25 protein-coding genes are annotated in these 25049 nt (G+C 71.8%); 10 read left to right on the forward strand and 15 right to left on the reverse strand.

The window, feature by feature from the left end; genetic code table 11:
- Nucleotides 1–20: 20 nt before the first annotated feature.
- From ACZ63F_RS00835 to ACZ63F_RS00850, 4 genes are all read right to left on the reverse strand, one after another.
- Entirely contained in the window at nucleotides 21–971 is a 951-nt protein-coding gene (locus tag ACZ63F_RS00835) for a cytochrome c oxidase assembly protein (RefSeq protein WP_469707442.1), read from the reverse strand.
- A 186-nt stretch (nucleotides 972–1157) separates the two neighbouring features.
- Complete coding sequence (locus ACZ63F_RS00840) at nucleotides 1158–2183, reverse strand: 6-phosphofructokinase (RefSeq protein ID WP_469707443.1); 1026 nt, start codon at nucleotides 2181–2183, stop codon at nucleotides 1158–1160.
- 180 nt (nucleotides 2184–2363) lie between these two features.
- Nucleotides 2364–3092, reverse strand: a complete 729-nt coding sequence (locus ACZ63F_RS00845; protein WP_352365469.1) for a type 1 glutamine amidotransferase — start codon at nucleotides 3090–3092, stop codon at nucleotides 2364–2366.
- A 20-nt stretch (nucleotides 3093–3112) separates the two neighbouring features.
- A complete protein-coding gene (locus ACZ63F_RS00850) occupies nucleotides 3113–4351 on the reverse strand; it encodes a Mur ligase family protein (protein ID WP_093505916.1) in 1239 nt (412 codons plus the stop codon).
- A 151-nt stretch (nucleotides 4352–4502) separates the two neighbouring features.
- Between ACZ63F_RS00850 and def the strand changes: the two genes are divergently transcribed.
- Complete coding sequence (gene def / locus ACZ63F_RS00855; RefSeq protein WP_469707445.1) at nucleotides 4503–5042, forward strand: peptide deformylase; 540 nt, start codon at nucleotides 4503–4505, stop codon at nucleotides 5040–5042.
- A gap of 24 nt (nucleotides 5043–5066) precedes the next feature.
- Here def and ACZ63F_RS00860 read toward each other — a convergent pair whose 3' ends face one another.
- Nucleotides 5067–5711, reverse strand: coding sequence for a TetR/AcrR family transcriptional regulator (locus ACZ63F_RS00860; protein WP_093505920.1), 645 nt, complete (start codon nucleotides 5709–5711; stop codon nucleotides 5067–5069).
- Between the two features lie 173 nt (nucleotides 5712–5884).
- Here ACZ63F_RS00860 and ACZ63F_RS00865 point away from each other — a divergent pair, with 173 nt between their 5' ends.
- Nucleotides 5885–7111, forward strand: coding sequence for an acyl-CoA dehydrogenase family protein (locus ACZ63F_RS00865; protein WP_352365464.1), 1227 nt, complete (start codon nucleotides 5885–5887; stop codon nucleotides 7109–7111).
- A gap of 108 nt (nucleotides 7112–7219) precedes the next feature.
- Here ACZ63F_RS00865 and ACZ63F_RS00870 read toward each other — a convergent pair whose 3' ends face one another.
- From ACZ63F_RS00870 to ACZ63F_RS00880, 3 genes are read right to left on the reverse strand one after another with little or no spacing between them, the layout of a single operon-like run.
- Entirely contained in the window at nucleotides 7220–7741 is a 522-nt protein-coding gene (locus tag ACZ63F_RS00870; RefSeq protein WP_469707447.1) for a cupin domain-containing protein, read from the reverse strand.
- A 7-nt stretch (nucleotides 7742–7748) separates the two neighbouring features.
- A complete protein-coding gene (locus ACZ63F_RS00875) occupies nucleotides 7749–9023 on the reverse strand; it encodes a cytochrome P450 (protein WP_469707449.1) in 1275 nt (424 codons plus the stop codon).
- 2 nt (nucleotides 9024–9025) lie between these two features.
- A complete protein-coding gene (locus tag ACZ63F_RS00880) occupies nucleotides 9026–10093 on the reverse strand; it encodes a type III polyketide synthase (RefSeq protein ID WP_469707452.1) in 1068 nt (355 codons plus the stop codon).
- A gap of 185 nt (nucleotides 10094–10278) precedes the next feature.
- Between ACZ63F_RS00880 and ACZ63F_RS00885 the strand changes: the two genes are divergently transcribed.
- Nucleotides 10279–10941: a thiaminase II/PqqC family protein gene (locus tag ACZ63F_RS00885; RefSeq protein WP_469707454.1), complete on the forward strand. Its 663-nt coding sequence runs from the start codon at nucleotides 10279–10281 to the stop codon at nucleotides 10939–10941.
- 83 nt (nucleotides 10942–11024) lie between these two features.
- On the opposite strand, the gene ACZ63F_RS00890 is transcribed toward ACZ63F_RS00885, so the two are convergent.
- The 5 genes from ACZ63F_RS00890 to ACZ63F_RS00910 form a co-directional block, all read right to left on the reverse strand.
- The gene (locus ACZ63F_RS00890; protein WP_089105419.1) at nucleotides 11025–11255 is read right to left on the reverse strand and encodes a DUF6213 family protein; all 231 of its coding nucleotides are present in this window, start codon (nucleotides 11253–11255) and stop codon (nucleotides 11025–11027) included.
- Between the two features lie 25 nt (nucleotides 11256–11280).
- Nucleotides 11281–12666 (reverse strand): NADP-dependent succinic semialdehyde dehydrogenase, encoded by a 1386-nt coding sequence (locus ACZ63F_RS00895; RefSeq protein ID WP_469707457.1) that lies wholly within the window; start codon nucleotides 12664–12666, stop codon nucleotides 11281–11283.
- Between the two features lie 75 nt (nucleotides 12667–12741).
- Complete coding sequence (locus ACZ63F_RS00900; protein WP_469707459.1) at nucleotides 12742–13209, reverse strand: NUDIX hydrolase; 468 nt, start codon at nucleotides 13207–13209, stop codon at nucleotides 12742–12744.
- Nucleotides 13206–14744, reverse strand: a complete 1539-nt coding sequence (locus ACZ63F_RS00905) for an ATP-dependent DNA ligase (protein WP_469707460.1) — start codon at nucleotides 14742–14744, stop codon at nucleotides 13206–13208. The genes ACZ63F_RS00900 and ACZ63F_RS00905 overlap by 4 nt, the downstream gene beginning before the upstream one ends.
- A 53-nt stretch (nucleotides 14745–14797) precedes the next feature.
- Nucleotides 14798–16363 (reverse strand): N,N-dimethylformamidase beta subunit family domain-containing protein, encoded by a 1566-nt coding sequence (locus tag ACZ63F_RS00910; protein WP_469707461.1) that lies wholly within the window; start codon nucleotides 16361–16363, stop codon nucleotides 14798–14800.
- Nucleotides 16364–16525: 162 nt separating this feature from the next.
- Between ACZ63F_RS00910 and ACZ63F_RS00915 the strand changes: the two genes are divergently transcribed.
- The 6 genes from ACZ63F_RS00915 (at nucleotide 16526) to ACZ63F_RS00940 (ending at nucleotide 21753) form a co-directional block, all read left to right on the forward strand.
- Nucleotides 16526–17101, forward strand: a complete 576-nt coding sequence (locus ACZ63F_RS00915) for a helix-turn-helix domain-containing protein (RefSeq protein WP_469707463.1) — start codon at nucleotides 16526–16528, stop codon at nucleotides 17099–17101.
- Between the two features lie 95 nt (nucleotides 17102–17196).
- Entirely contained in the window at nucleotides 17197–18165 is a 969-nt protein-coding gene (locus ACZ63F_RS00920) for an NADPH:quinone oxidoreductase family protein (RefSeq protein WP_093505942.1), read from the forward strand.
- Nucleotides 18162–19343: an acyl-CoA dehydrogenase family protein gene (locus tag ACZ63F_RS00925; RefSeq protein ID WP_469707465.1), complete on the forward strand. Its 1182-nt coding sequence runs from the start codon at nucleotides 18162–18164 to the stop codon at nucleotides 19341–19343. Before ACZ63F_RS00920 ends, ACZ63F_RS00925 begins: the two co-directional genes overlap by 4 nt.
- Complete coding sequence (locus tag ACZ63F_RS00930; RefSeq protein ID WP_469707467.1) at nucleotides 19340–20413, forward strand: acyl-CoA dehydrogenase family protein; 1074 nt, start codon at nucleotides 19340–19342, stop codon at nucleotides 20411–20413. The genes ACZ63F_RS00925 and ACZ63F_RS00930 overlap by 4 nt, the downstream gene beginning before the upstream one ends.
- A gap of 182 nt (nucleotides 20414–20595) precedes the next feature.
- On the forward strand, nucleotides 20596–21456 hold the full coding sequence (locus tag ACZ63F_RS00935; protein WP_469707470.1) for a phosphatidylinositol-specific phospholipase C/glycerophosphodiester phosphodiesterase family protein: 861 nt from the start codon (nucleotides 20596–20598) through the stop codon (nucleotides 21454–21456).
- 102 nt (nucleotides 21457–21558) lie between these two features.
- Entirely contained in the window at nucleotides 21559–21753 is a 195-nt protein-coding gene (locus ACZ63F_RS00940; protein ID WP_093505948.1) for a hypothetical protein, read from the forward strand.
- Nucleotides 21754–21774: 21 nt separating this feature from the next.
- Here the strand turns inward: ACZ63F_RS00940 and ACZ63F_RS00945 are convergent, their stop codons facing one another.
- Both ACZ63F_RS00945 and ACZ63F_RS00950 read right to left on the reverse strand, forming a co-directional pair.
- A complete protein-coding gene (locus ACZ63F_RS00945) occupies nucleotides 21775–22947 on the reverse strand; it encodes a phosphodiester glycosidase family protein (protein WP_469707472.1) in 1173 nt (390 codons plus the stop codon).
- A 142-nt stretch (nucleotides 22948–23089) separates the two neighbouring features.
- Nucleotides 23090–23458 (reverse strand): DUF779 domain-containing protein, encoded by a 369-nt coding sequence (locus tag ACZ63F_RS00950; protein WP_093505952.1) that lies wholly within the window; start codon nucleotides 23456–23458, stop codon nucleotides 23090–23092.
- 255 nt (nucleotides 23459–23713) lie between these two features.
- Between ACZ63F_RS00950 and ACZ63F_RS00955 the strand changes: the two genes are divergently transcribed.
- The gene (locus tag ACZ63F_RS00955; RefSeq protein ID WP_469707474.1) at nucleotides 23714–25045 is read left to right on the forward strand and encodes an enolase C-terminal domain-like protein; all 1332 of its coding nucleotides are present in this window, start codon (nucleotides 23714–23716) and stop codon (nucleotides 25043–25045) included.
- The last annotated feature ends 4 nt before the right edge of the window (nucleotides 25046–25049 follow it).

A 25049-nucleotide genomic window follows, 5' to 3' on the forward strand; every position in this document is an offset into this window, starting at 1 on the left:
CTCCCTCCATGGTGCCCCGGTCAGCCCTCGCGTGCGTTCAAGGAGGCCAAATACGCGTTGTACGCCTCGAGCTCCTTGTCGCCGTCCCGGTCGGCGGCCCGGTCCGTACGCCGGGCCTGGCGCTGCTCGGAGCCGTACCACTGGAACAGCAGGGCGATCAGCACCAGGACGGACGGGACCTCGCTGAACGCCCAGGCGATCCCGCCGGCCGCGTTCTGGTCGGAGAGCGCGTCGATGCCGAGCGAGGCGGGCGGGTTCTTGAAGGTCTCCACCATCGGCTCCGACGCCATCATCAACGCGATGCCGAAGAACGCGTGGAACGGCATGCCCGCGAACAGCTCCAGCATCCGCATGAGATACCCCGGACGGTGCGGTCCCGGGTCGACGCCGATGATCGGCCAGAAGAAGACGACACCGACGGCGAGGAAGTGCACCATCATCGCGATGTGCCCGGCCTTGGAGCCCATCAGGAAGTCGAACAGCGGGGTGAAGTAGAGCGCGTACAGGCTCGCGATGAACAGCGGGATCGTGAAGGCGGGGTGGGTGATGATCCGCATGTACCGGCTGTGCAGCAGGGCCAGGAGCAGCTCACGCGGCCCCTTCCGGCCCCGCCCGGCGACGGGCAGCGCACGCAGCGCCAGGGTCATCGGGGCGCCCAGCAGGATCAGGATCGGCGACAGCATGCTGATGATCATGTGCTGCACCATGTGCACGCTGAACATGACCATCCCGTAGTCGTTCAGCCTGGTGCACATCACGAGCATGACGGTCAGCACCCCGACGACGAACGACACCGTCCGCCCCACGGACCACGCGTCCCCGCGCCGCCGCAGCCGCACCACACCCCACCCGTACAGCGCCAGCCCCGCGACGCAGGCGACGAGAAAGAAGGGATCCGCCGACCACTCCAGCCCGCGGCCCAGCGTGAACGGCGGCAGATCCATCGTCATGCCGTGCCCGCTGTGATCCATCCGGCGGCTCCTGATTCGTGGGGGTATTTCTATCGACCCCACATTAGAACCGCGGCCAACCCAGCCTGTGAGCGGGGTGCACGATCCCTACCTAAAGGGGCGCTGGGGGCACCCCCGGCCGAAGGCTGGGGGAGGAACTGCGCGACCAGCCACACCTCACCCGCACCCGACACACGACCGCACCCCCTAGAGCACGGTCTCCGCCTCGTCGTACCGCTGCGCGGGAACCGTCTTCAGCGTCTCCACCGCCTCGGCCAACGGCGCCATCACGATCTCCGTCCCCCGCAGCGCCGTCATGTGGCCGAACCTCCCCCCGTGCACCGCCTCCACCGCATGCCACCCGAACCGCGTCGCAAGGACGCGGTCGTACGCCGTCGGCGTCCCACCCCGCTGCACGTGCCCGAGGATGACCGGCCGTGCCTCCTTGCCGAGCCGCTGCTCCAGCTCGATGGAGAGCTGCCGGGCGATCCCGGCGAACCGCTCGTGACCGTAGATGTCCTTGCCGCCCTCGTCGAAGGCCATCGTGCCCGGCTTGGGCTTGGCCCCCTCCGCCGCGACGACGATCGCGAACCGCTTGCCCGCCTCGAACCGCTCGCCGACCCGGCGGGTCAACTCGTCGATGTCGAAGGGCCGTTCGGGGACGACGATGGCGTGGGCGCCGGCCGCCATGCCGGAGTGCAGGGCGATCCAGCCGGTGTGCCGGCCCATGACCTCGACGACCAGCACCCGCTGGTGGGACTCGGCGGTGGTCTTCAGCCGGTCGAGGGCCTCCGTGGCGACCCCCACGGCCGTGTCGAAGCCGAAGGTCACGTCGGTGACGGCGATGTCGTTGTCGATGGTCTTCGGGACGCCGACGATCGGCAGGCCGGCGTCCGACATCAGCCGGGCCGCCTTCAGTGTGCCCTCACCGCCGATCGGGATGATCGCGTCGAGGCCGAGCTCGGCGACGTGGCCCCTGGCCCGCTCCACTCCGTCCCGCAGGTGCGAGGGCTGGACCCGGGACGATCCGAGGATGGTGCCGCCGCGGGCCAGGATGCCGGCCACGGCGTCGAGGTCGAGCTTGAGGTAGTCGCATTCCAGGAGGCCCTTCCAGCCGTCCCGGAAGCCGATGACCTCGTCGCCGTGGTCGACGACGGCGCGGTGCACGACGGACCGGATGACGGCGTTCAGGCCGGGGCAGTCGCCGCCGGACGTGAGGACACCAATGCGCATAGCCCGAAACAACCTTCTCCACGTGGGCCGGAGACCGGACCACGCTGTCCGGCTGACATCGCGGCCACCCTACCGGCGCAAGGGGGTCATTCCGCACCGGGCGTCCGCCTGCTGGACGCGCCCGCACATGTGAGCGGACACCCTGTCAGGCGGGCCCGGAACCGGCCGCTGCGACGCAGCTCAGGCGGGCTGCTGGGCGGCCGCGATGCGCTCGTTGCGGAGCGCCTCGTACCAGCGGTCGTCGATCGGCGGCAGCGCGTTCACGTCGAGCGCCAGCTTCAGCAGCAGGTCCGCGATGAGCGGGTTGCGGGCGAGCACCGGACCGTGCATGTACGTGCCGAAGACGGTGTCGTTGTACGCGCCCTCCGTGCCGTCACCGGTGCCGTTGCCCTTGCCCAGCTGGACCCGGGCGAAGGGGCGGGCGGTGGGGCCGAGCTGGGTGATGCCCTGGTGGTTCTCGAACCCGGTGAGCGGGGGCAGCCCGAGGCGCGGGTCGATGTCGGCGAGGACGTCACCGACGCACCGCTCGCCGGTGCCGCGCACGGTGGTCACGTCGAGCAGGCCGAGACCGGGCTCGCGCTGCCCGAGGTCGTTGATGAACTCGTGCCCGAGGATCTGGTAACCGGCGCACACGGAGAAGACGATCGCGCCGTTCTCCACCGCCCGGTACAGGTGCCCGTCGCGGCGCAGCCGCTCGGCGGCGAGGCGCTGCGGACGGTCCTCACCGCCGCCGATCAGGTAGATGTCGCCGGAGGTCGGGATCGGCTGGTCGCTGCGCACGTCCAGCCGGGCCACGTCGAGACCGCGCTGCCGGGCCCGACGCTCCACGACGAGCGCGTTGCCCTGGTCGCCGTAGGTGCTGAGCAGGTCGGGGTAGATCCACACCAGCCGCAGTTGGTTGTCGCTCATGAACGGTTCGTCCTTCGGGGTCAGTTGCCGACGCGGCGGCGCAGGTCCTGGAACGCGGTGTAGTTCGCGATGACCTCGATGCGGCCCGGCGGGCACATCTGGACGGCCTGGTCGAGGGAGTCGCAGACCTGGAAGTGCTGGTTCGCGACCTCAAGACGTACCGCGAGGTCCAGCTTGCGGTCGCCGAGCACGAAGATCGGGTGGCCGGTCAGGCGCGTGTAGTCGACGTCCCACAGCCAGGAGGTGTCGGTGCCGTCGGCGCCGCGCGCGTTCACGGAGAGGATGACCGGCGCCGGCGGCGGGTCGATCAGCGAGAACGTCTCCAGCCAGCCGGCCGGGTTCTTGGCGAGGAGCAGACGCAGGTCACGCCCCTGGAACTGCACGACGTCGTAGCGTCCCGCGACGGCCTGCACCTGGTACATCCGCTCCAGGGCGACCTGCGGCGGCACCCCGAAGACGGCGGCGACGGCGGCCGAGGAGGCGGCGTTCGCCTTGTTGGCGCGCCCCGGCAGCTGCAGGTGGATCGGCCAGGCGGAGCCGTGCGGGTCGAGCACGTGGTCCCCGGAGAGCACCCAGCTCGGCGTCGGCCGCCGGAACCCGCACTCGCCGCAGAACCAGTCGTCGCCGGGCCGCTGCATCACGCCGCCGCAGGACGGGCAGGACCAGGCGTCGTCCTTCCACATCTGGCCGGCGGCGACCCAGATCACGTTGGGGGAGGAGGACGCGGCCCAGACCACCAGCGGGTCGTCGCAGTTCGCCACGATGACGGCCTTCGACCCGGCCAGCCCCTCCCGCCAGTTCTCGGCGAGCATGCGGGTCTCGGCGGCGCGGTCGAGCTGGTCGCGGGAGAGGTTGAGCAGCGCGATGCACTTCGGGTCGGTGTCCCTGGCCACCCCGGCCAGGTACTTCTCGTCGACCTCGATGACGCCGAACTTGGACTCCGAGCCACCTGCCAGCGCCGACGTGATGCCGGCCGGCATGTTGGCCCCGAGCGCGTTGGAGACGACCGGACCCGCGGCCTTCAGCGCCTCGGCGATGAGCCTGGTGGTCGTCGTCTTGCCGTTCGTCGCCGAGACGAGGGTCACGTCCAGGTTCTGGGCGAGTCGGGCGAGAAGGTCGGGGTCGAGTTTGAGCGCGACCCGGCCGCCGATCACGGATCCGCTGCCGCGACCCGCCGCCCGGGACGCCGCCGCGACCGCCTTGCCCGCGGTCACGGCCAGCTTGGCCCGCGGCGTGAGCGGGTCCGAGTTGCCTGCCATCAGTTCTCGATCCTCCTTGCGTACGCGCCGCGCCTGAGCCATCCGGCAACGTGGTGTGCACCTCAGCCTATCGAGATCCATTCGCACACCCGAATTCCGGCCCATGCCTGCGCGGCGAGCAGGGGCCCATCCGAACCGTACCCTTGCGGCCATGCGACACGGTTCCATTCCGGGCGCCCACGGGCGGGTCCGGCCCCTCACCCTGCTCGGCGACCCCGTCCTGCACGCCCGCTGCGCGGAGGTCACCGAGTTCGGCCCCGAACTCTCCCGGCTCGTGGAGGACTTGTTCGCGACGATGTACGCGGCTCAGGGCGTGGGCCTGGCGGCGAACCAGGTGGGCGAGCCGCTGCGGGTGTTCGTCTTCGACTGCCCCGACGACGAGGACGTCCGCCACCTGGGCCACGTCGTGAACCCCCGCCTGGTGACCGCGGACGGCGTGACCCTCCGCGGCCCCGAGGGCTGCCTGTCCCTGCCGGGCCTGGAGGCGGGCACGGAGCGGTACGACCAGGCGGTGGTGGAGGGCTTCACGGCGACGGGGGAACCGATCACCGTCCACGGCACGGGTTTCTTCGCGAGATGCCTCCAGCACGAGACCGACCACCTGGACGGCCGCGTCTACGCCGACCACGTCACGGGCTGGCGCAAGCGCAGACTGATGCGCCAGGTGGCGAAGTCTTCTTGGTGCCGGTGAGTGCGGTCCGCCGCACCTGAACCCTCAGAACCCCGGACCTCCGATCTTGTCTCCCGCGGCCGCCAGCCGCCCCCACAGAAGGTCCGCCAGACTCTTCACCAGTTCCGCACGGGAACAGGGCCGTTCCCCCAGCCACCAGTCACCCGCGGCATGCATCATCCCGACGATCCCGTGCCCCCACACCCGCGCCAGCTGCTGGCTCCCGGGCCCGAGGTCCAGCCGGTCCTCGATGACCTGCGCCAGCTCCTCACCCATCCGCCGCAGCAGCGGAGCCGAGTGCTTCCCCACGTCGAACCCCTGGTCGGCCCCCGTGCCGCCCTCCGCGGGATGCATCAGGAACCGGTACACCTGAGGCCGCGCCTCGATCGCCGCGAGGTACGTGTCCAGGGTCGCCTCGACGCGCTCACGGCGCTCCGCCGGGGCGTCCAGCGCAGCCCGCAACGAGTTCAGCAGCGCGTCCGTGTGCCGCTTGGCCAGTGCCGCGTACAGCCCGCTCTTGTCGCCGAAGTGGCGGTAGAGGATGGGTTTGGTGATGCCCGCCTCCGCCGCGATGGCGTTCATGGAAGCCTGTGGGCCGTCGCGCAGCACCACCCGGTCGGCGGCCTCCAGCAGCTCGCGCCGTCGGCGGTCGGCGGACCGTTGCTGTTCGGTCCGCTGCGTGGTGTCCATGTGCTCTCCCCACCCCGTGCTCTTTTCGGTGACGCCTGCGCAAACTAACACCTGACAGCCGTCTGCTCTCGAACTGGCTGCCGAGGTGACCTTGGGAGTTGACTTTTCCTACCGGTGAGTAACAGACTCGGGTTACCGCTAGTAACACATTATGCGCCGCCGCTGGAGGGGTCATGGCCGAGTTCACCATGGAACTCAACGACGAACAGAAGGAGGTCCGCGACTGGCTGCACGGTTTCGCCGCCGACGTCATCCGTCCCGCGGCCGCCGAATGGGACGAGCGTGAGGAGACTCCCTGGCCGGTCATCCAGGAGGCCGCGAAGGTCGGCATCTACTCCCTCGACTTCTACGCCCAGCAGTACTTCGACCCCACCGGCCTCGGCATCCCGATGGCCATGGAGGAGCTGTTCTGGGGCGACGCGGGCATCGCCCTGTCCATCGTGGGCACGGGTCTCGCCGCGGTGGGCGTCCTCGCCAACGGCACCGAGGAGCAGATCGGCACCTGGATCCCCCAGATGTACGGGGACGCCAACGACGTCAAGGTCGCCGCGTTCTGCTCCTCCGAGCCCGACGCCGGCTCCGACGTGGGCTCCATGCGCACCCGGGCCGTCTACGACGAGGCCAAGGACGAGTGGGTGCTCAACGGCACGAAGACCTGGGCGACCAACGGCGGCATCGCCAACGTCCACGTCGTCGTCGCGGTCGTCGACCCGGAGCTCGGCTCCAAGGGCCACGCCTCCTTCATCGTCCCGCCGGGGACGCCCGGCCTGTCCCAGGGCCAGAAGTTCAAGAAGCACGGGATCCGTGCCTCGCACACCGCCGAGGTCGTCCTGGACAACGCCCGGGTGCCCGGGTCCTGCCTGCTCGGCGGCAAGGAGAAACTGGACGAGCGCCTCGCCAGGGCCCGGGAGCGGGCGAAGTCGGGCGGTGAGCGCGTGAAGAACGCGGCGATGGCCACGTTCGAGGCCTCGCGGCCGGCCGTCGGTGCGATGGCCGTCGGTACGGCACGCGCCGCCTACGAGGTGGCCCTCGACTACGCCGTGACCCGGGAGCAGTTCGGGCGGCCGATCATCGACAACCAGGGCGTGGCGTTCCAGCTCGCCGACATGCGGACGGCCGTCGACGCGGCCCGCCTGCTGGTGTGGCGGGCGTCCTGGATGGCGGTGAACGGGAAGCCGTTCACCGCGGCCGAGGGGTCGATGTCGAAGCTGTTCGCGAGCGAGACGGCGAAGAAGGTGACCGCCCAGGCGATCCAGATCCTGGGCGGGAACGGGTACACGCGGGAGTATCCGGTGGAGCGGATGCACCGGGACGCGGCGATCTACACGATCTTCGAGGGGACGAGCGAGATCCAGCGGCTGGTGATTGCGCGGACCCTGTCGGGGATGCCGATCCGGTAGCGCCGTGGGGGCGCGGGTGCGTCGCGGACCGGCCGTGCGTCGTGGCTGGTCGCGCCCACGCGGCGGAGCCACATGTCGACAACGCCCCGCGCCCCTACGTACATGTCCTCACCGGTGCTTCAACGGTGTGAGTTGCTCGATGTCGTAGCGCTTGCGGAGGATCTCGATCGCCTCGTGGTCCGGGGGGCCACCGCTGCCCAGGATCTCCAGGAGCTCCTCGAAGTAGCGCTCGTGGTCGGGTGGCGGGGAGGACTGGAAGAACATCCGCGCGGGGGATTCCGTCGGGTTGGCGAAGGCGTGCGGGCAGCCGGGGGGTACGGCGATCAGCGTGCCCGGGGTCGCCCGTACCACCCTCGTGCCCGAACTCGACTCCCACTTCTGCCAGTTGTCGGGGGTGCGGATGCGTGGCTCGAAGGCGAGGACGTCCAGCTCGCCTTCGAGGACGTAGAACAGCTCCTCGCTGCGGGTGTGCACATGGGCGCCCACGTCGAAGCCCGGCGGGACGTCCACCTCGAAGGTGGAGGCCATCCGCGAGTGCGTTCCCGTCACCTTGAAGGTGACGCGCTGGGCCGGCGTGTGGACCACGCGCCCGTGTCCTGGCGGGACGAGAAGTCCCTCGGCTGTCGTCATGGGCTCCTCACCAGGTCACCGGTAGTGCTTCGGGTCCCCGGATCAGCGCGCCCTTTCGGAAGGGCACCTGCTCCGGAGGAACGGCGAGCCGCAGCCCGGGCAGCCGGTCGAGCAGGGCGTCGACGAGGAGTTCCTCCTCCAGCCTGCCGAGCTGGCCACCGGGGCAGTAGTGCGGGCCGAACCCGAAGGAGACGTGTGGGTTGGGACTGCGGGTGAAGTCGATCGTCTCGGGGTCAGGGAAGACGTCCGGGTCGCGGTTGGCGGCCAGGTACGAGACGTAGACCGCGTCGCCCGCGCGGATCCGTACGCCCTTGATCTCCACGTCCCGCGTGGCGATCCGGGACAGCCCGACCGCGCTGCGGTGCGGGATCCAGCGCAGCAGCTCGTCGATCGCCCGGGGGCGGATCGCCGGGTCTGCGCGCAGCCGGTCGAGGAGGTCGGGGCGGGTCAGGAGCAGGTAGAGCATCTGCCCGCTGTTGTTGGTGACCGCCTCGCCGCCGATCTGGAGGAGGACGGCGAGACCGACGGCCTCCTCCACCGTGACCTCGCCGCGGCCCACGGCGGCGCCCAGCAGGGAGGTCACGTCCTCGCCCGTACTGCCCTCGCGCGCGGCGACGAGGTCGGCGAAGTAGGCGCCCATCTCGCGCTTGGCCTTCTCGCTGACCTCCTTGCCGTGGCTGGAGGACAGGATCAGCTGGGTCCAGAGGTGCATGGTGTGCCGGTCGGCGGCCGGTACGCCCATCACCTCGCAGATCACCGCGATGGGGAACGGGGTGAGCACCGTCGCCGTGAGATCGGCGGGCGGGCCGTCCTGGACCAGCTCGTCGACGATCTCGTCCAGCATCACGCGGGCCTTGTCCCGGACCCGCTCCACGCCCTTGGAGGTGAGCGCGGGGGCCACCGTGCGGCGCAGCCGCGTGTGGTCGGGCGGGTCCAGGAAGCCGACCGCGCCGCGGTCCGGGATGAAGTGCGGGGCGAGCCGGGTGACCGGCTGCGCCATCACCGCCTCACGGCTGAACCGGGGGTCGTTGGCCACCATCCGCACGTCGTCGTACCGGGTGACCAGCCACGCCCAGCCCTCGCCGTTGGGAAGCCGGATCCGGGTGACCGGACCCTCCCGCATCAGCTCGGCCAGGGTGGGGTCGAACTCCACCCCCGCCAGGTCCGGCACCTCCCAGTGCCGGACCTGCCAGGCGGCCTCACCGGTGGCCGCGCAGGTGGCCGCGCCGGCGGCCTCCTCGGCGGCTTCGCCCGCGGGGTCGAGCGGTTCGGTGAGCGCCATCTCTATCGCGCCGCCTCTCCGCCCGGACGCCGCCAGCGACCCAACGACATCTCCGCGGTGATGCCGGGACCGAACCCGGCCAGCAGACCGCGCGCCTGGTGCTCGGCGCCGCCCTCGTCGAACATCCGGCGCAGCGCGTCCAGGACGACGGCGCTCGCGATGTTGCCGTACTCGGTGAGCGTGGACCGGCTGAACCGGAAGGCGTGCGGGTCGACCTGGAGGAACTTGCTCAGGTCGTCCAGGATGCGCGGCCCGCCCGCGTGGACTATGTAGAAGTCCAGGTCGGACGCGTCCCAGCCGTGCAGCCCCGCCAGGTCCTGGAGGGCCGGCGCCAGCGGCTCCATGGTCGCCGGGACCCGCTTGTCCAGCAGGAAGTGGAACCCGGTGGCCCGCACGTCGTACATGATCCACTCTTCGGTCTTCGGGATCAGGTACGAGCCGTTGCGTTCGAGCTCGACGCCCGTGCCGCCCTGGCCGCGGACCACGGCGGCGGCGATGCCGTCACCGAAGAGGCCGTTGGAGAGCAGCGAGCCGACGCCGAGGTCGGTCGGCTGGTAGCACAGCGAGCAGAACTCGCAGGCCACGATGAGGGCGTTGGCGTGCGGGTACGCCGAGCAGAAGTCGTGGGCCCGGTTGATCGCCGCTCCGCCGGCCGCGCAGCCGAGCTGTGCGATGGGGATCTGGCGGGTGGTGGAGTCGAAGTCCATCTCGTTGATCAGCCACGCCGTGAGCGACGGCATCATGAAGCCCGTGCACGAGACGTAGATGATCACGTCGATGTCGGTGGTGAGCAGTTCGGCCTCGTCGAGCGCCTGCTGGATGACTGCGGGGACCCGGGCCTTGGCCTCGGCCTCGTAGAGCTTGTTGCGCTCCTCGAAGCCGGGGTGCTTGAGGGTTTCCTCGATCGGCTGCACGATGTGCCGGGTGCGTACGCCCGTGTTCTCGATCAGTCTCAGCGCCAGCGGCAGCTGCGGGTGGTTCTCGTGGTGGGAGCGCGCCAGTTCCAGCGTCTCCTCCATCGTGATCACGTACTCCGGGACCGACACTGAGGGTTTGCACAAAGTCGCCATGAACCGTGCCTGCTTTCAGCCTTCCGGCGGGTTTGGCCCGACCGGTCAGAGAGGTGGTTCACCTCAGGAGGTGGTCCCCTCACGATCACCCGAGAGAGCGACGATCTCGCGCCGGACTACTCCGAACCGGTGACCCCGTGTCAGGGTCGGAGCAGCACAGAGCTATCCCGGACGAGGAGGACGCGATGCCCGGCAAGGCCGCGGAAATGCTGGAAACGACCAGGTCAGAGCTTGCCCCGGACCCGAACGCCAATCCGCTGGTCCCCCTCGTCGCCGGCGGCCGGGCGAGTCTGGAGACACTCGCCGCTCTTGCCCTGGAACAACACCGCGTGATCCCCGCCGACCTGCGCGCGTTCCTGCATCTGGCGCAGCGCGCCTCCGGGGACCCGGCGGCCGCCGGGTTCTTCACCATGCTGGCCGAGGGCGAGGAGCTGGCGGCGCAGCGGCTGGGCGCGTTCACCGAGGCGTGCGGCGTGGACGCCGAGCGCATGCAGGCGTACGAGCCCCTGCCGGGCTGTCAGGCGTACCCGGCGTACATCTCCTGGCTGGCGCTCAACGCGGCCCCGGCGGACGCCGTCCTCGCCGTCACGGCCAACTTCGCGACGTGGGGCACGTATTGCGCGACCATCGCGCACGGCCTGCGCACCCACTACGGCTTCACCGACGAGGCCTGCGCCTTCTTCGACTTCTTCGCCGAACCGGCCCCGGCGCTGGACCAGCAGGCGACGGCAGCGGTGGAGGCGGCACTGAACGCGGGCCGACTGGACGAGAAGCTGGTGTACACCTACGGCCGTCTACTCCAGGCGTACGAGCAGATGTTCTGGACATCGCTCAGGGGACTGACTTAGGGGCGCTGGGGGCACCCCCGGCCGAAGGCTGGGGGAGGAACTGCGCGAGCAACCCCCACCCACCCGCACTCGCCGAACGACCGTCACTCCCCACTGCTGTGGGCGATACAAGCCACGTCGATCCGGTCGGCGAGCTTCGCGAGTTCGATGGTCAGCGCAGCCACCGTGTCCTCGTCCAGCCCACCCTCGTCGGCCTCCACCAGACGCAGCCACCGTGCCCCCAACGTCCGCAACAACTTACTCACGTCGGCCGCGGCCACCTGCAAGGTCCCGCGGTCGTCGACGATCAGTGGCAGGGTCACTTCGCGGTTCACACTCGGGATCGTAGTCGTGCAACCGTCACGCACCCTGCCAAACGGTCGTGATGTTGCAGAACTCCCGGATTCCGTGCCCGGACAGCTCACGGCCGTATCCGGACCGCTTCACCCCGCCGAACGGGAACGCCGGGTGGGAGGCGGTCATGCCGTTGACGAACACGCCACCGGCCTCCAGATCCCGTACGAACCGGTCCACCTCGGCCTCGTCCCGCGTCCACACGTTCGAACTCAGTCCGAAGGGCGAGTCGTTGGCGATGAGGATCGCCTCGTCCAGGTCCCCGGCCCGGTACAGCGTGGCCACCGGCCCGAACGCCTCCTCGCGGTGGATGCGCATGTCGCGGTGGATCCCGGCGAGGACGGTCGGCGGGTAGTACCAGCCGGGTCCGTCCGGCCGCTGACCGCCGCACAGCACCTCGGCACCCGACCGCTTCGCGTCCTCGACCAGCTCCTCCAGGTCCTTGCGCCCCTCCTCGCTGGCGAGCGGCCCGACGTCCGTCGCCTCGTCCATCGGGTCGCCCGTGCGCAGCGCCGCCATGCCCGCCACGAACTTCTCGGCGAACGCGTCGTAGACGTCCGTGTGCACGATGAACCGCTTCGCCGCGATGCACGACTGCCCGTTGTTCTGCACGCGCGCCGTCACCGCGATCTTCGCGGCGCGGTCGACGTCCGCCGAGGGCATCACCACGTACGGGTCGCTGCCGCCCAGTTCCAGGACCGTCTTCTTGATCATCTCGCCGGCGGTGGCGGCGACCGCGCGGCCCGCCGGCTCGCTGCCGGTGAGCGTCGCCGCCCGCACCCGCTCGTCGCGCAGGATGTCGTCGACCGCGCCGGAGCCGATCAGCAGGGTCTGGAAGCAGCCCTCGGTGAAGCCGGCCCGGTGGAACAGGTCCTCCAGGTACAGGGCGGTCTGCGGGACGTTGGACGCGTGCTTGAGCAGGCCCACGTTGCCCGCCATCAGCGCGGGCGCGGCGAAGCGGACCACCTGCCAGAGCGGGAAGTTCCACGGCATCACGGCGAGCACCGGCCCGATCGGGCGGTAGCGCACCCGCACCCGGGACGCGCCCGAGTCCTTCACGTCCGTGTCCGCCGGCTCCTCGTCGGCCAGCAGCTCCTCCGCGTGGTCGGCGTACCAGTGCATCGCCTTCGCGCACTTGGCGGCCTCCGCGCGGGCCTGCTTCAGCGGCTTGCCCATCTCGGTGGTCATGGTGCGCGCGATGTCGTCCCGTTCGGCGTCCAGCAGGTCGGCGGCGGCGTGCAGCTGCCGGGCGCGTTCGGCGAAGGTGCTCGTGCGGTACGTGCGGAACGTCGCCTCGGCGAGTTCGAGCCGGCGTTCGAGCTCGTCCTCGTCCATGGGGTCGAACGTTTCGAGCGTCTCGCCGTTCGCCGGGTTGACCGTCGCGATGGGCATGGCTGACCTCCCTGGGAGCGGGCTTGCTAAGACCTTCGCGCGCGGCCGGGTCGGCCGCAACGTAGAGGACTCCGTTCAGCCCGAGTGCTCCGCCAGCCGGTCGAGAAACGCCGCCTGGGCCTTGACGATCACCTCGCGGGCCCGGGCCGGGCTCAGCCAGGCCACCCGGTCCAGTTCGGGGAACTCCTGGATCCGGCCGGACCGCGGCGGCCACTCCATCACGAAGGTGCCGGGTGCGATCGTGTCCGGGTCCAGGTCCGCCTCGACCGCCCACGCGGTGACGATCTTGCCGTTGGTCTGCCGCACCTCGCCCAGATCGATCGGCTCCCCGTCCGGCGGCGCCAGCCCCAGCTCCTCCTGGAACTCGCGGCGGGCCGCGTCCCAGGCCGGTTCGTCCGGCTCGTACTCGCCCTTGGGTACGGTCCAGGCACCCGCGTCCTTCTTCGCGAAGAACGGCCCGCCCATATGGCCGAGCAACACCTCAACGCCCTCGCCGGTATGCCGGAACAACAGCAGTCCGGCGCTTCGCCTCGGCTCCGTCAACGCCGTACCTCCGGGTGCGCGGCCAGCAGGGTTTCCACCGTATCGGCCTCCTGCGGCCGTTTGTCCTCGCGGTAGCGCACGACGCGCGCGAAGCGCAGGGTGACGCCTGCCGGGTAGCGGGAGGAGCGCTGCAGGCCGTCGTAGGCGATCTCGACGACGAGTTCCGGGCGTACGGTCACCAGCCGGCCGTTGTCCGAGACCTCCAGCTCCTTGAGCCGGGCGGTCTGCCACTCCAGCATCGCGTCGGTCATGCCCTTGAAGGTCTTGCCGAGCATGGCGAAGGTGCCGTCCGGGTTGCGGGCGCCGAGGTGGAGGTTGGACAGCCTGCCGGTGCGGCGGCCGTGGCCCCACTCGGCGGCCAGCACGACCAGGTCGAGGGTGCGGACGGGCTTCACCTTCAGCCAGGAGGCCCCCCTGCGGCCCGCGCTGTAGGGGCCGTCCAGCGACTTGACGACCACGCCCTCGTGGCCGCGGTCCAGGGTGGCGGCGAGGAACTCCTCGGCGACGGCCGTGTCGTCCGGCCCGGACACCAGCGCCCGGCGCACCCGCATCGGCTCGGGGACCAGCCGGGCCAGCGCCGCGTGCCGTTCGGCGAACGGGAGGTCGAGCAGGTCGTGGCCGTCGACCGAGAGCGCGTCGAAGAAGACCGGGGAGACCGGGACCTGACGGGCCGCCTTCGCCACGTCGGTGCGGGAGCCGACCCGGCCCGCCGTCTCCTGGAAGGAGCGGGGCCGGCCGGCCGCGTCGAAGGAGATCACCTCGCCGTCCAGGACGAACCGCTCGCCCCTCAGTCCGCGTGCGGCGGAGGTCACCTCGGGAAGACGGTCGGTGATGTCGTCCAGGGTGCGGGTGAAGACCCGTACCGTGTCGCCGTCCCGGTGGACCTGGACCCGGATGCCGTCCAGTTTCTCCTCGACCGCCGAGCCGCCCAGCTTCTCCACCGCCTCGGCGACCGACGAGGCGGTGTGCGCCAGCATGGGCAGCACCGGGCGGCCGACGGTGAGCCGGAAGCGGTCCAGGGCCGGCGGGCCGTCCGCCAGCAGCGCCGCGGCCACCGTCTGGAGGGACCCCGCGAGCATCACCGCCCGGCGGACGTCGGCCGGGGCCGCCCCGGTCGCCTGCGCGAGCCCTTCGACGGCGACCGCGTCCAGGGCGCCCTGCCGCACCTCCCCGGAGAGCAGCCCCAGCAGGAAACGCTGCTCCTCCGCCGTGGCCGCGCCCATCAACTCGCCCACGATCCGGGCCCGTTCGGCCTGCGAACCGGGCCCCGAGACCTTGCCCAGCTCGCTGAGCCGGGCGTCGACCTCGTGCACGGTGAGGGACGGTTCGGCGGCCGCCGGGACGGCCCGGCTCAGCACCTTCCAGCCGACGCCGAGACGGCCCTGCGGGAGCCGGCCGGCCAGGTAGGGGATGACGACCGGGACGTCGTCGGGCGCCGTCTCCCGGAAGAGCTCGGCGAGCAGCGCGGTCTTGCGGGACCTGGCCGCGGTGGCGGCGACCTCCCGTGACACTTCGGCGAGCCGGGTCAGCAGCATGCAGCCATAGTGCTCCGGATACGGCCCGCCGACACCCGCGGCCGGTGCCGGGGTCAGGCCGGGGCGGTCGCGTACACCTGCCGGGTGTTGGGGCGCGGTGCCGGCCGGTGGCGGGCCGCGGGGCCCTCGGCGAACGCGCGCAGCAGGTTCTCCGTGGTGCGGGTGACGAAGGCGCGGGTGGCCGCGTCCATGCCGTGGTGCCTGCTGCCGTCCCCGGTGGCCGCCATCAGGGCCTCCACCCAGCGCATGGTGCCGGACGCGAAGACCCCGGCGCCGCCGGTCACGGTGTAGTACGCCGAGTCGCTGTGGCTGTTCCGGCCGTTGCACACCAGCGGGGAGTGGGCCGTGATCTCCAGCGGGCCCGGAGCGGTCGTGCCGGCCGGGACCCGGTCGTACTCGACGCCCACCAGATGGGCGAAGCCCTGCCCGGCGCGGACACCGGTGCCCTCGTACAGCCAGTGGTCCGGGGCCGTGACGACGTAGGGGGCGTCCACCGGGTAGCCCTCGTAGAGCACTCCGGTGAGGGAGGACTCCGGGTCGGCGCCCGGAGTCGCGCGGAAGTCCGTCGTGACCAAGGCGGGCCGGGCGGGGAAACAGGGGTCGGCGGTGTACGAGGACTTGTAGCAGACGACGGTACGGCCGGGCCCGCTGTCCGAGGCCTCCAGCCGGACCCGCCGGAAGCAGGTGTTCGCGCCGAGGAAGGCGATGTTGGTGCCGGCGTCCCGGGCGGCCGTGACATGCCGGCGCTGCTCGGGCGTCCAGTACTCGTCGTGGCCCAGGCACACGACCGCGGCGGCCCCGGCCAGCACGCCCGGGTCAGTGTGCACGTCCGTCCCTGTGGTGTAGGCGAGGGGTATGCCCAGCCGTTCGGCCAGCACGACCGCGGCCCACTCGTACACCAGGAACTTCTCCGCGCCGTTCAGATCGTAGGGCCGGTCGAAGGTGACGGCGAGCGAGCGGCCCGCGTAACCGCCGTCGGATCCGGCGTAGAGGCTGAGCCCGCCCCACCTGTTGTACGCCTGCCAGGTCGCCGGGGCGTGCAGCAGGACGGTACGGCCCGCGCCGTGCGTGGAGCGTACGATCAGCGGCACGTACCGCTGGTGGCCGCTGTCGGCCTCCAGGCGCAGCAGGTACGCCCCTTCCGGCCAGCCGGTGGTGTCCACGGTGAGCGTGCGCGGCCACCCGGCGTGCACGGTGCGGGTGGCGGCGAGGATTCGGGGGGACGGCTGGGCGCGACCCGGTATGCGGGGCGAGTGCCAGACCCGCCGGGCCTGCTTGCCGCCGTACCAGCCGACCCGCAGTGCCGAGATCCGGAACGCGGCGGCCGTGGTCGACACGGACAGGCCGAATTCCTCGCCCGGGGTCACACTCACCCGGTCGGCGTACCCGGCGATTGCGTCGGCGGAGCCGAGGGACCTGATGCGCCAGTCCGCGGTCCCCGGACGCCCGCGCTCCGCCTCGGGCAGCCGGCTGTCCGGCGCGGCGGGCCGTCGGGCCGGGGCCGTCGGCTCGCAGGCGGCCACCCCCAGCCCTGCGCCCGCGCAGAGACCGAGGAACCGCCTGCGGGCGGTCCCGGACCCGGGCACCGGCGACGTCTCCTGCCGCTGTCGACCGTCCACACCGTCTCCCAGGAGGCTCTGCGCCCGGCTCTCCGCCGGTGTCCCGGCCGCCCTGGCGGGCGGCCAGGGCGCGCTCCGGCGACCGTAACTCCCGCGGGCCGGTCACGCACGGCGCGCCGGTGCGGGATTGACAAACGCTTTTGCCGAAACTGCAATGCAGGCATGACAACGGACGACGTCCTCGCGGGCGTGGGGCCCCGGCTGCGCCGGCTCCGCAAGGAGCGGGAGGTCACCCTCGCCGCCCTCTCCGAGACCACCGGCATCTCGGTCAGCACCCTCTCCCGGCTGGAGTCCGGGCTGCGCAAACCCAGCCTGGAGCTGCTGCTGCCGATCGCGCAGGCCCACCAGGTGCCCCTGGACGAACTGGTCGGCGCGCCGCCGGCCGGCGATCCCCGGGTGCGGGCCAAGCCGATGGAGCGGTACGGCCGCACCTTCCTGCCGCTCACCCGGCAGCCCGGCGGCCTCCAGGCCTTCAAGGTGGTCGAGCCGAAGCGGAAGCTCGAACCCGAGCCGCGCACCCACGAGGGCTACGAGTGGCTCTACGTGCTGTCCGGGAAGCTGCGGCTGGTGCTGGGGGAGCACGACGTCGTGCTGGGGCCCGGGGAGGCGGCCGAGTTCGACACCCGGGTGCCGCACTGGTTCGGGTCGACGGGGGAGGGGCCGGTGGAGTTCCTCAGCCTGTTCGGGCCGCAGGGGGAGCGGATGCATGTGCGGGCACGGCCGAAGAAGAAGGAGTGACGAATCCGTCTGTTACCCCGGACCCGGTTCCCTCGCGGGCAAGCGACCGCTTAGTATGCGATGGACCCCGACGAAGCAGTCTGTGGAGGCACCGCATGCAGGCATGGCAAGTGCACGAGAACGGCGAGCCGAGCGAGGTGATGCGGCTCCAGGAGGTGGAGCGGCCCACGCCCGGTGACGGCCAGGTGCTGCTCAGGGTGCGTGCCGCCAACATCAACTTCCCCGACGTCCTGATGTGCCGGGGGCACTACCAGGTCCGTCCGCCGCTGCCGTTCACCCCGGGCGTCGAGATCTGCGGCGAGACCGAGGACGGACGCCGGGTGATCGCCAACCCCGCGCTGCCGCACGGCGGTTTCGCCGAGTACGCGGTCGCGGACGCCGCCGCGCTGCTGCCCGCCCCGGACGCGCTGGACGACGCCGAGGCCGCCGCGCTGCACATCGGCTACCAGACGGGGTGGTTCGGACTGCACCGCAGGGCGGCTCTCCAGGCCGGCGAGACCCTGCTCGTGCACGCCGCCGCCGGCGGGGTCGGCAGTGCGGCCGTCCAGCTCGGCAAGGCGGCCGGGGCGCGCGTGATCGGCGTGGTCGGCGGCGCCGACAAGGCCGCCGTCGCCCGCGAGCAGGGCTGTGACGTCGTCGTCGACCGGCGCGCCGAGGACGTCGTCGCCGCCGTCAAGGAGGCCACCGGCGGCCGGGGTGCCGACGTGATCTACGACCCGGTCGGCGGCGACGCCTACACCCAGTCCACCAAGGTCGTCGCCTTCGAGGGCCGGATCGTGGTCGTCGGCTTCGCCAGCGGCACCATCCCCAGCCCGGCGCTCAACCACGCCCTGGTGAAGAACTACTCCATCCAGGGCCTGCACTGGGGCCTGTACGCCACCAAGAACCCCAGGCTGATCCTGGACTGCCACCGGCAGCTCACCGAGCTGGCCGCCAAGGGCGCCATCAAGCCGCTGGTGAGCGAGCGGGTCCCGCTGTCCGAGGCCGCGGCGGCCGTCCAGCGGGTCGGCGACGGCGTCACCACCGGCAGGGTCACCGTCGTACCGAACGGAGCCGCAGCATGACCGACGCCGCCGAACTCGAGCGCCGCACCGCCGAACTGCTGGCCGCGCACCCGCCCGCCGCGACGGATCGGCTCGACTTCCTCAAGGCCCGCTTCGACGCCGGGCTGGCCTGGGTGCACTACCCGGAGGGCCTCGGCGGCCTCGGCGCCCCGCGCTCCCTGCAGGCCGTCGTGGACGCCGGGCTGGAGGCCGCGGGCGCCCCCGACAACGACTCCCGCCGCAACGGCATCGGGCTCGGCATGGCCGCGCCGACCATCCTCAGGTACGGCACGGAGGAGCAGAAGCAGCGCTACCTGCGGCCGTTGTGGATCGGGGAGGAGGTGTGGTGCCAGCTGTTCAGCGAGCCGGGCGCCGGCTCCGACCTGGCCGCGCTGGGCACCCGCGCCGTCCGTGAGGGCGACGACTGGGTGGTGAACGGGCAGAAGGTGTGGACCTCCGGCGCGCACAACTCCCGCTGGGCCATCCTGATCGCCCGCACCGACCCGGACGTGCCCAAGCACGCGGGCATCACCTACTTCATCTGCGACATGACCGATCCCGGCGTCGACGTCCGCCCGCTGCGGCAGATCACCGGCGAGGCCGAGTTCAACGAGGTCTTCCTCACCGACGTCCGCATCCCCGACTCCCGCCGCCTCGGTGCGATCGGCGACGGCTGGCGGGTCGCGCAGACCACCCTGAACAACGAGCGCGTCGCCATCGGCGGCATGCGGCTGCCCCGCGAGGGCGGCATGATCGGCCCGGTCGCGAGGACCTGGCGCGAACGCCCCGAGCTGCGCACCCACGACCTGCACCAGCGGCTGCTGAAGCTGTGGGTCGAGTCCGAGGTCGCCCGCCTCACCGCCGAGCGCCTGCGCCAGCAGCTCGTCGCGGGCCAGCCCGGCCCCGAGGGCGCCGGCATGAAGCTCGCCTTCGCCCGCCTCAACCAGGAGATCAGCGGCCTGGAGGTCGAACTCCGCGGCGAGGAAGGCCTGTTGTACGACGACTGGACCATGCGGCGGCCCGAACTGGTGGACTTCACCGGCCGCGACGCCGGCTACCGCTACCTCCGCGCCAAGGGCAACAGCATCGAGGGCGGGACCAGCGAGGTCCTGCTGAACATCGTCGCCGAGCGCGTCCTGGGCCTGCCGGCCGAACCGCGCACCGACAAGGACGTCGCCTGGAAGGACCTGGCCCGATGACGGATCTGCTGTACTCGGAGGAGGAAGAGGCGCTGCGGGCGGCGGTGCGGGACCTGCTCGCCGACCACTGCGACGCGCCGGGCGTCATCGCCCGCACCGAGTCCGACACCCCGTACGACCCGGCCACCTGGAAGGCCCTCACCGAGGGCATGGGGCTCGCCGGGCTGCTGGTCCCCGAGGAGCAGGGCGGCCAGGGCGCCTCGCACCGCGAGGTCGCCGTCGTCCTGGAGGAACTGGGGCGGGCGGTCGCGCCGGTGCCGTACCTGACCAGTGCCGTGGTGGCGACCGAGGCGCTGCTGGCCTGCGGCGACGGGCAGCTGCTCGGGAAGCTGGCGTCCGGGCGGACCGTCGGGGCGCTGGCCGTGGGGCTGCACGTCGCTCCGGGGGGCGAGTTCAAGGCCGTGCGCGTCGAGGACGGGCGCCTGCACGGCGAGTTGACCGGGATCGCGGACGCGGTCGCCGCGGACGTGCTGCTGGTGCCCGGGGACGACGGCGGCCTGTACGCGGTCGAGGCGGGTGCCGTGACCGTCACCCCGCAGGTGTCCTTCGACCTGACCCGGCCGCTCGCCATGGTCACCCTGGACGGGGCGGCCGGACGGCGCGTGGGCGACGCCGAGCCCGCGGTACGGCGGGCTTTGCGCGCCGGGGCCGGGCTGCTGGCCTCCGAGCAGTTCGGCGTCGCCGAGTGGGCGCTGACCGAGACCGTGCGGTACCTCAAGGAGCGCAAGCAGTTCAACCGTCCGGTGGGCGGGTTCCAGGCGGTCAAGCACCGGCTGGCGCAGGTGTGGCTGGAGGTGGTGAACCTGCGGGCCGCTGCGCGGGGCGCCGCCGATGCGCTGGCCTCCGGCGAGGACGCCGACGTGGCCGTGGCCGTCGCTCAGGCCTACGCGGCGCCGGTCGCCGTGCACGCCGCCGAGGAGGCGCTGCAGTTGCATGCGGGGATCGGGATGACCTGGGAACATCCGATCCATCTGTATCTGAAGCGGGCCAAGGCGGATTCGATTGCTTTCGGTACGGCGGGGGCGCATCGGGAGGTCTTGGGCGAACTGGTCGGTCTTCAGGCGCCGTGATTTCCGGTTTTCGGGTGCGGGTGTGTGGGGGCTGGTCGCGCAGTTCCCCGCGCCCCTTTCGGGGCGCCTGAAGTGAACCAGGGGCGGCAGTCCAGCCAACTCCCTGCAGAGATACGTCAATTGGGCTCTGCTCGAACGCATACTCCCTTGGGTCACTCATGGCCCTACAAGGGAGGCAGAGCATGGCCCTCACCACCCGTCGCAGAGCCCTCGGCACCCTCGGTGCCGCCCTCGCCGGTGCCGTCGTCCTGCCCGGCGCGCAGGCCTGGGCGGGCGGCCGCCGTGGGCGGCGGCCGCTGTGGCGTGCCCACGCCCACAACGACTACGAGCACACCCACCCCCTCCACGACGCCCTGGGCCACCGGTTCGGGAGCGTCGAGGCGGACATCTTCCTCGTCGGGGACCAGCTCCTCATCGGCCACACCGAGGACGACCTCGACCCCAGCCGCACCCTCGAATCCCTCTACCTCGACCCGCTGGCCGCGATCGTCAAAGCCAACCACGGTGTCGTGTACCGGGGTCGGCGCAGGCCGCTGCAGCTGCTCATCGACATCAAGACCGAGGGCTCCTCGACCTACCTGGAGCTCGACCGGCATCTGCGGCGCTACCCGCACCTGTTCACCACCTACGCGCACGGCCGGGTGATCCCCGGCGCGGTCACCAACGTCATCTCCGGCGACCGTGCCGCCCGCACGCCGATGGAGGCGCAGACCGTGCGCCGGGCCTTCTACGACGGCCGGCTCACCGACCTCGGCACCTCGGCGCCCGCCTCCTTCGTCCCGCTGATCAGCGACAACTGGCAGCTCAACTTCACCTGGCTCGGCGCGGGCCCGTTTCCCGACGCCGAGCGGCAGAAGCTGCGCGACATCATCGGCCGGGCACACGCGCACGGCCAGACGGTGCGCTTCTGGAACACCCCCGACATGGCCGGCCCCGACCGCGACGCGCTGTGGGGCGAACTGCTGGCCGCCGGCATCGACTACTTCAACACCGACGACCTGGCGGGCCTGGAGACCTTCCTGGACGCCCACGCGGGGTCGTAACACCACTCGAACGGGGGCCGTGTCGACCGCACGGCCCCACCCTCCGCTACGCCACACTTGCGGCCGAACGCCCCGGAACGGGCGTGGCGGAGGAGGTTCGCGATGGCCGTTTCCATCTCTGTGGTGCTGCTGCTCCTGTTGCTGGCCGTGATCTTCATGCGCCAGGGCGCGCTGAAGATCTCGCACGCCCTGGTCTGCATGCTCTTCGGGTTCTTCCTGGCCAGCACCAGCATGGCGCCGACCATCACCAGCGGGCTCACCGCCACCGCGGACCTGGTCAGCAGTCTGCGGCCCTGAGCCGGCCGTTCGGGGGTTGCGTCAGGGTTTCCAGAAGACCCCGATCCCGTTCGCCACGGCGCGTTCCGGGCTCACGGTCGGGTGGTTGAGCACGCTCACCGTCTGCGTGCCCGCGGTGCGGGCCACCATGGTCGTGGAGCCGCCGCCGTCCAGGCTGAACGCGTCGGCCGCTCCCAACTGCCGCATCTCCTCGGCTACTTCGGCGATGGTCAGGCCGCTGCGGTAGGCCACCGCACCGTCCAGCGCGAGCAGCAGCAGCCTGCGCCCGCCGTTCGCGTAGCCGACGGCCGTGCGCACGGCCGCGGTGGTGTCGTCGAGACCGGCCAGCGGCTCGCCGTCGCGCAGCACCGGGTACCCGCCGACCGCGAAGCGGTACGGGATCCTGGACGCGGCCGCCACCATCCGCTCGCGCACCGTGACCCGTTCGCCCTTGGTGAGGGCGCGCAGCCTGTCCGCGCCCGCCTCCCGGCCCAGCAGGACGGTGGTGCCCGCGCTGATCGCACCGCTGCCCGGGGTCGCGGACGTGGCGACGACCCGGCCGCCGCGGATCCGCACCTCGTAGGTGTCCGTGCTGCACCCGGCGGCCCGGTCGGTGTCCGAGCCGCAGGTGGCGCGCTTGCGGGACGCCGAGCCCCAGGCGGCGGTGTAGGCGCCGACGGATCCCTGCGCCAGGGCGTACTGGTTGAGCCCCCGCAGCGCCAGGGTGGCGTGGGGGGTGCGGACCGTACCGGCGAGCGTCAGCCGGTCGAGCCGGGCGCGGCGGTCCACGCCGACGCCGAAGACGTCGGTGGTGTCGGTGCCCGGCGGCAGCGACGGGCCGAACCGCTGGGCCGTCGGCACCGCCGACTTGAGCGCCCGGCCGTGCGCGATCGCCGGACCGACGCTCGCGCCCGTCACCTCGACGCCCGGGTGCTGGGTCTCGGTGATGTTGAAGAAGTCGCCGTTCACGCCCGCGACCGCGCCCGCCGCGTCCGCCATCGTGGACACCCGCGACCGTGCGGCCACCGCACCCGGCGAGAGCAGGTCCACGCGGACGTGCGGGTCGGCCAGGTCGACGGTCAGCAGATGGACGTGGACCGTGCCCTTGGCCGCGGGGAGGTCGAACTGCCGGTAGATGAGGCCGGACTCGATCCGTCCGGCGCCCGACGCGGCGCCGGCCGGTGCCGCCCCCACGAGGGCCGCACCGGCCAGCACGCCGGACGTGGTGAGAATCGTGCACAGGTTTCGGGTCGTCGCTGCAAGCCGTCTCCGACGATGCGTCACCGCACCCCCTGATGTCTCGTCAAGTTCTCCAGGACTCAGGAAGTGCAGCAGACGAGAGTGGCCCGCGGGGCGGCTAGCCGTCGACTACGCGAGAACGGGTGAGGAAACGCACCCCCTCGGGTGCCTCCAGGGAGAAACCACTCCCTCTTCCGGGTACCACGTCCACGATCAGCCGGGTGTGGCTCCACGCCTCGTACTGGCTGCGGGACATCCAGAAGGTCACCGGCTCCTCGACCCCGTCCACCGCCAGCTCGGCCAGCAGCACGTCCGATCCGCCGGTACGGAACTCGCCGTCCGGATAGCACATGGGCGCGCTGCCGTCGCAGCAGCCGCCGGACTGGTGGAACATCAGCGGCCCGTGCTCGGCATGGAGCCGGCGCACCAGCTCGGCGGCCTGCGGGGTGAGTTCGACGCGCGCGGGCGCGGTCCTGTCGTCGTCCATGGGCACCGTCCTGGGCCGGGGGCGTCGGATCCCCTCAGTCTCACGCGGCGTCAGCGGTGCGTCCAGCATGCGTCGTCGAGCGATGGGCCGCTGCTGCGATGTGTCCGATTAGCGAGTTTCCATGCGTTTTGGCGTGATGCTGCCGATTCCGCGGGCCCGTCCGTTGACTGGAGTGCGTCCGCATCCATAGCCTTCATCTTCATACGTAGACAGAGGCTCGCGCGATGCCTCTCCAGCAGTAAGGACGTCCCGCCCATGAGCCAGCCCGTCGTCACCCGCTTCTCCGTGTATCCGGTGGCAGGCCGGGACTCCATGCTGCTCAACCTCTCCGGCGCGCACGCCCCGTACTTCACCCGCAACGTCGTGGTCGTCGAGGACTCCGAGGGCCGCACCGGGCTCGGTGAGGTACCCGGCGGGGAGGCGATCACCCGGACCCTGCGGGACGCCGGGTCCCTGGTCGTCGGCTCCCGGGTGGGGGACTACAAGCGGGTGCTGCGGGCCGTGGGGGAGGAGTTCGCGGGGCGGGACGCCGGCGGCCGCGGTGCGCAGACCTTCGACCTGCGCACCACCGTGCACGCCGTCACCGCCGTGGAGTCGGCCCTCCTCGACCTGCTCGGCCAGCACCTGGAGGTGCCGGTCGCCGCCCTGCTCGGCGACGGCAAGCAGCGCGACTCGGTCCGCGTCCTCGGTTACCTCTTCTACGTCGGCGACCCGGGCCGAACCGACCTGGACTACCTCCGCGAACCCGACTCCGACGTGCCCTGGTACCGCATCCGCCGCGAGGAGGCCCTCACCCCGGAGGCGGTCGTCCGGCAGGCGGAGGCGGCCTACGACCGCTACGGCTTCCGGGACTTCAAGCTCAAGGGCGGTGTGCTGGAGGGGGCCGAGGAGGTCAAGGCCGTCCGGGCGCTGAAGGACCGCTTCCCCGAGGCCCGGATCACCCTCGATCCCAACGGCGCCTGGTCCCTGCGCGAGGCCGTCGCGCTGTGCCGCCCGCTGCTGGGCACCCTCGCCTACGCCGAGGACCCCTGCGGGGCGGAGGGCGGCTACTCCGGGCGGGAGATCCTCGCCGAGTTCCGCCGGGCCACGGGGCTGCCCACCGCGACCAACATGATCGCCACGGACTGGCGGCAGCTCACCCACGCCCTCGCCCTGCAGTCGGTGTCGATCCCGCTGGCGGACCCGCACTTCTGGACCATGCAGGGGTCGGTGCGGGTGGCGCAGCTCTGCCACGAGGCGGGGCTGACCTGGGGCTGCCACTCCAACAACCACTTCGACATCTCGCTCGCGATGATGGCGCACTGCGGTGCCGCGGCCCCCGGCGAGTACAACGCCCTGGACACGCACTGGATCTGGCAGGAAGGGCAGGAGCGGCTCACCGTCGAGCCGCCGAGGATCACCGGCGGCGAGGTCGCCGTCACCGACGCCCCCGGGCTCGGTGTCCGGCTCGACATGGACCGGCTGCTCGCGGCCCACGCCCGCCACGAGGAGCTGGGCCTCGGGGCGGGCCGGGACGACGCGGCCGGGATGCAGTACCTCGTGGCGGGCTGGAGCTTCGACGCCAAGCGGCCCTGCCTGGTGCGGTGAGCCG

The organism is Streptomyces sp. NPDC104761 (assembly GCF_055583445.1).

Coding starts and splice junctions, on each gene's coding strand:
- ACZ63F_RS00835 (WP_469707442.1), bottom strand. CDS start 971: ATGGATCACAGCGGGCACGGCATGACGATGGATCTGCCGCCGTTCACG.
- ACZ63F_RS00840 (WP_469707443.1), bottom strand. CDS start 2,183: ATGCGCATTGGTGTCCTCACGTCCGGCGGCGACTGCCCCGGCCTGAAC.
- ACZ63F_RS00845 (WP_352365469.1), bottom strand. CDS start 3,092: ATGAGCGACAACCAACTGCGGCTGGTGTGGATCTACCCCGACCTGCTC.
- ACZ63F_RS00850 (WP_093505916.1), bottom strand. CDS start 4,351: ATGGCAGGCAACTCGGACCCGCTCACGCCGCGGGCCAAGCTGGCCGTG.
- def (WP_469707445.1), top strand. CDS start 4,503: ATGCGACACGGTTCCATTCCGGGCGCCCACGGGCGGGTCCGGCCCCTC.
- ACZ63F_RS00860 (WP_093505920.1), bottom strand. CDS start 5,711: ATGGACACCACGCAGCGGACCGAACAGCAACGGTCCGCCGACCGCCGA.
- ACZ63F_RS00865 (WP_352365464.1), top strand. CDS start 5,885: ATGGCCGAGTTCACCATGGAACTCAACGACGAACAGAAGGAGGTCCGC.
- ACZ63F_RS00870 (WP_469707447.1), bottom strand. CDS start 7,741: ATGACGACAGCCGAGGGACTTCTCGTCCCGCCAGGACACGGGCGCGTG.
- ACZ63F_RS00875 (WP_469707449.1), bottom strand. CDS start 9,023: ATGGCGCTCACCGAACCGCTCGACCCCGCGGGCGAAGCCGCCGAGGAG.
- ACZ63F_RS00880 (WP_469707452.1), bottom strand. CDS start 10,093: ATGGCGACTTTGTGCAAACCCTCAGTGTCGGTCCCGGAGTACGTGATC.
- ACZ63F_RS00885 (WP_469707454.1), top strand. CDS start 10,279: ATGCCCGGCAAGGCCGCGGAAATGCTGGAAACGACCAGGTCAGAGCTT.
- ACZ63F_RS00895 (WP_469707457.1), bottom strand. CDS start 12,666: ATGCCCATCGCGACGGTCAACCCGGCGAACGGCGAGACGCTCGAAACG.
- ACZ63F_RS00905 (WP_469707460.1), bottom strand. CDS start 14,744: ATGCTGCTGACCCGGCTCGCCGAAGTGTCACGGGAGGTCGCCGCCACC.
- ACZ63F_RS00915 (WP_469707463.1), top strand. CDS start 16,526: ATGACAACGGACGACGTCCTCGCGGGCGTGGGGCCCCGGCTGCGCCGG.
- ACZ63F_RS00920 (WP_093505942.1), top strand. CDS start 17,197: ATGCAGGCATGGCAAGTGCACGAGAACGGCGAGCCGAGCGAGGTGATG.
- ACZ63F_RS00925 (WP_469707465.1), top strand. CDS start 18,162: ATGACCGACGCCGCCGAACTCGAGCGCCGCACCGCCGAACTGCTGGCC.
- ACZ63F_RS00930 (WP_469707467.1), top strand. CDS start 19,340: ATGACGGATCTGCTGTACTCGGAGGAGGAAGAGGCGCTGCGGGCGGCG.
- ACZ63F_RS00935 (WP_469707470.1), top strand. CDS start 20,596: ATGGCCCTCACCACCCGTCGCAGAGCCCTCGGCACCCTCGGTGCCGCC.
- ACZ63F_RS00940 (WP_093505948.1), top strand. CDS start 21,559: ATGGCCGTTTCCATCTCTGTGGTGCTGCTGCTCCTGTTGCTGGCCGTG.
- ACZ63F_RS00950 (WP_093505952.1), bottom strand. CDS start 23,458: ATGGACGACGACAGGACCGCGCCCGCGCGCGTCGAACTCACCCCGCAG.
- ACZ63F_RS00955 (WP_469707474.1), top strand. CDS start 23,714: ATGAGCCAGCCCGTCGTCACCCGCTTCTCCGTGTATCCGGTGGCAGGC.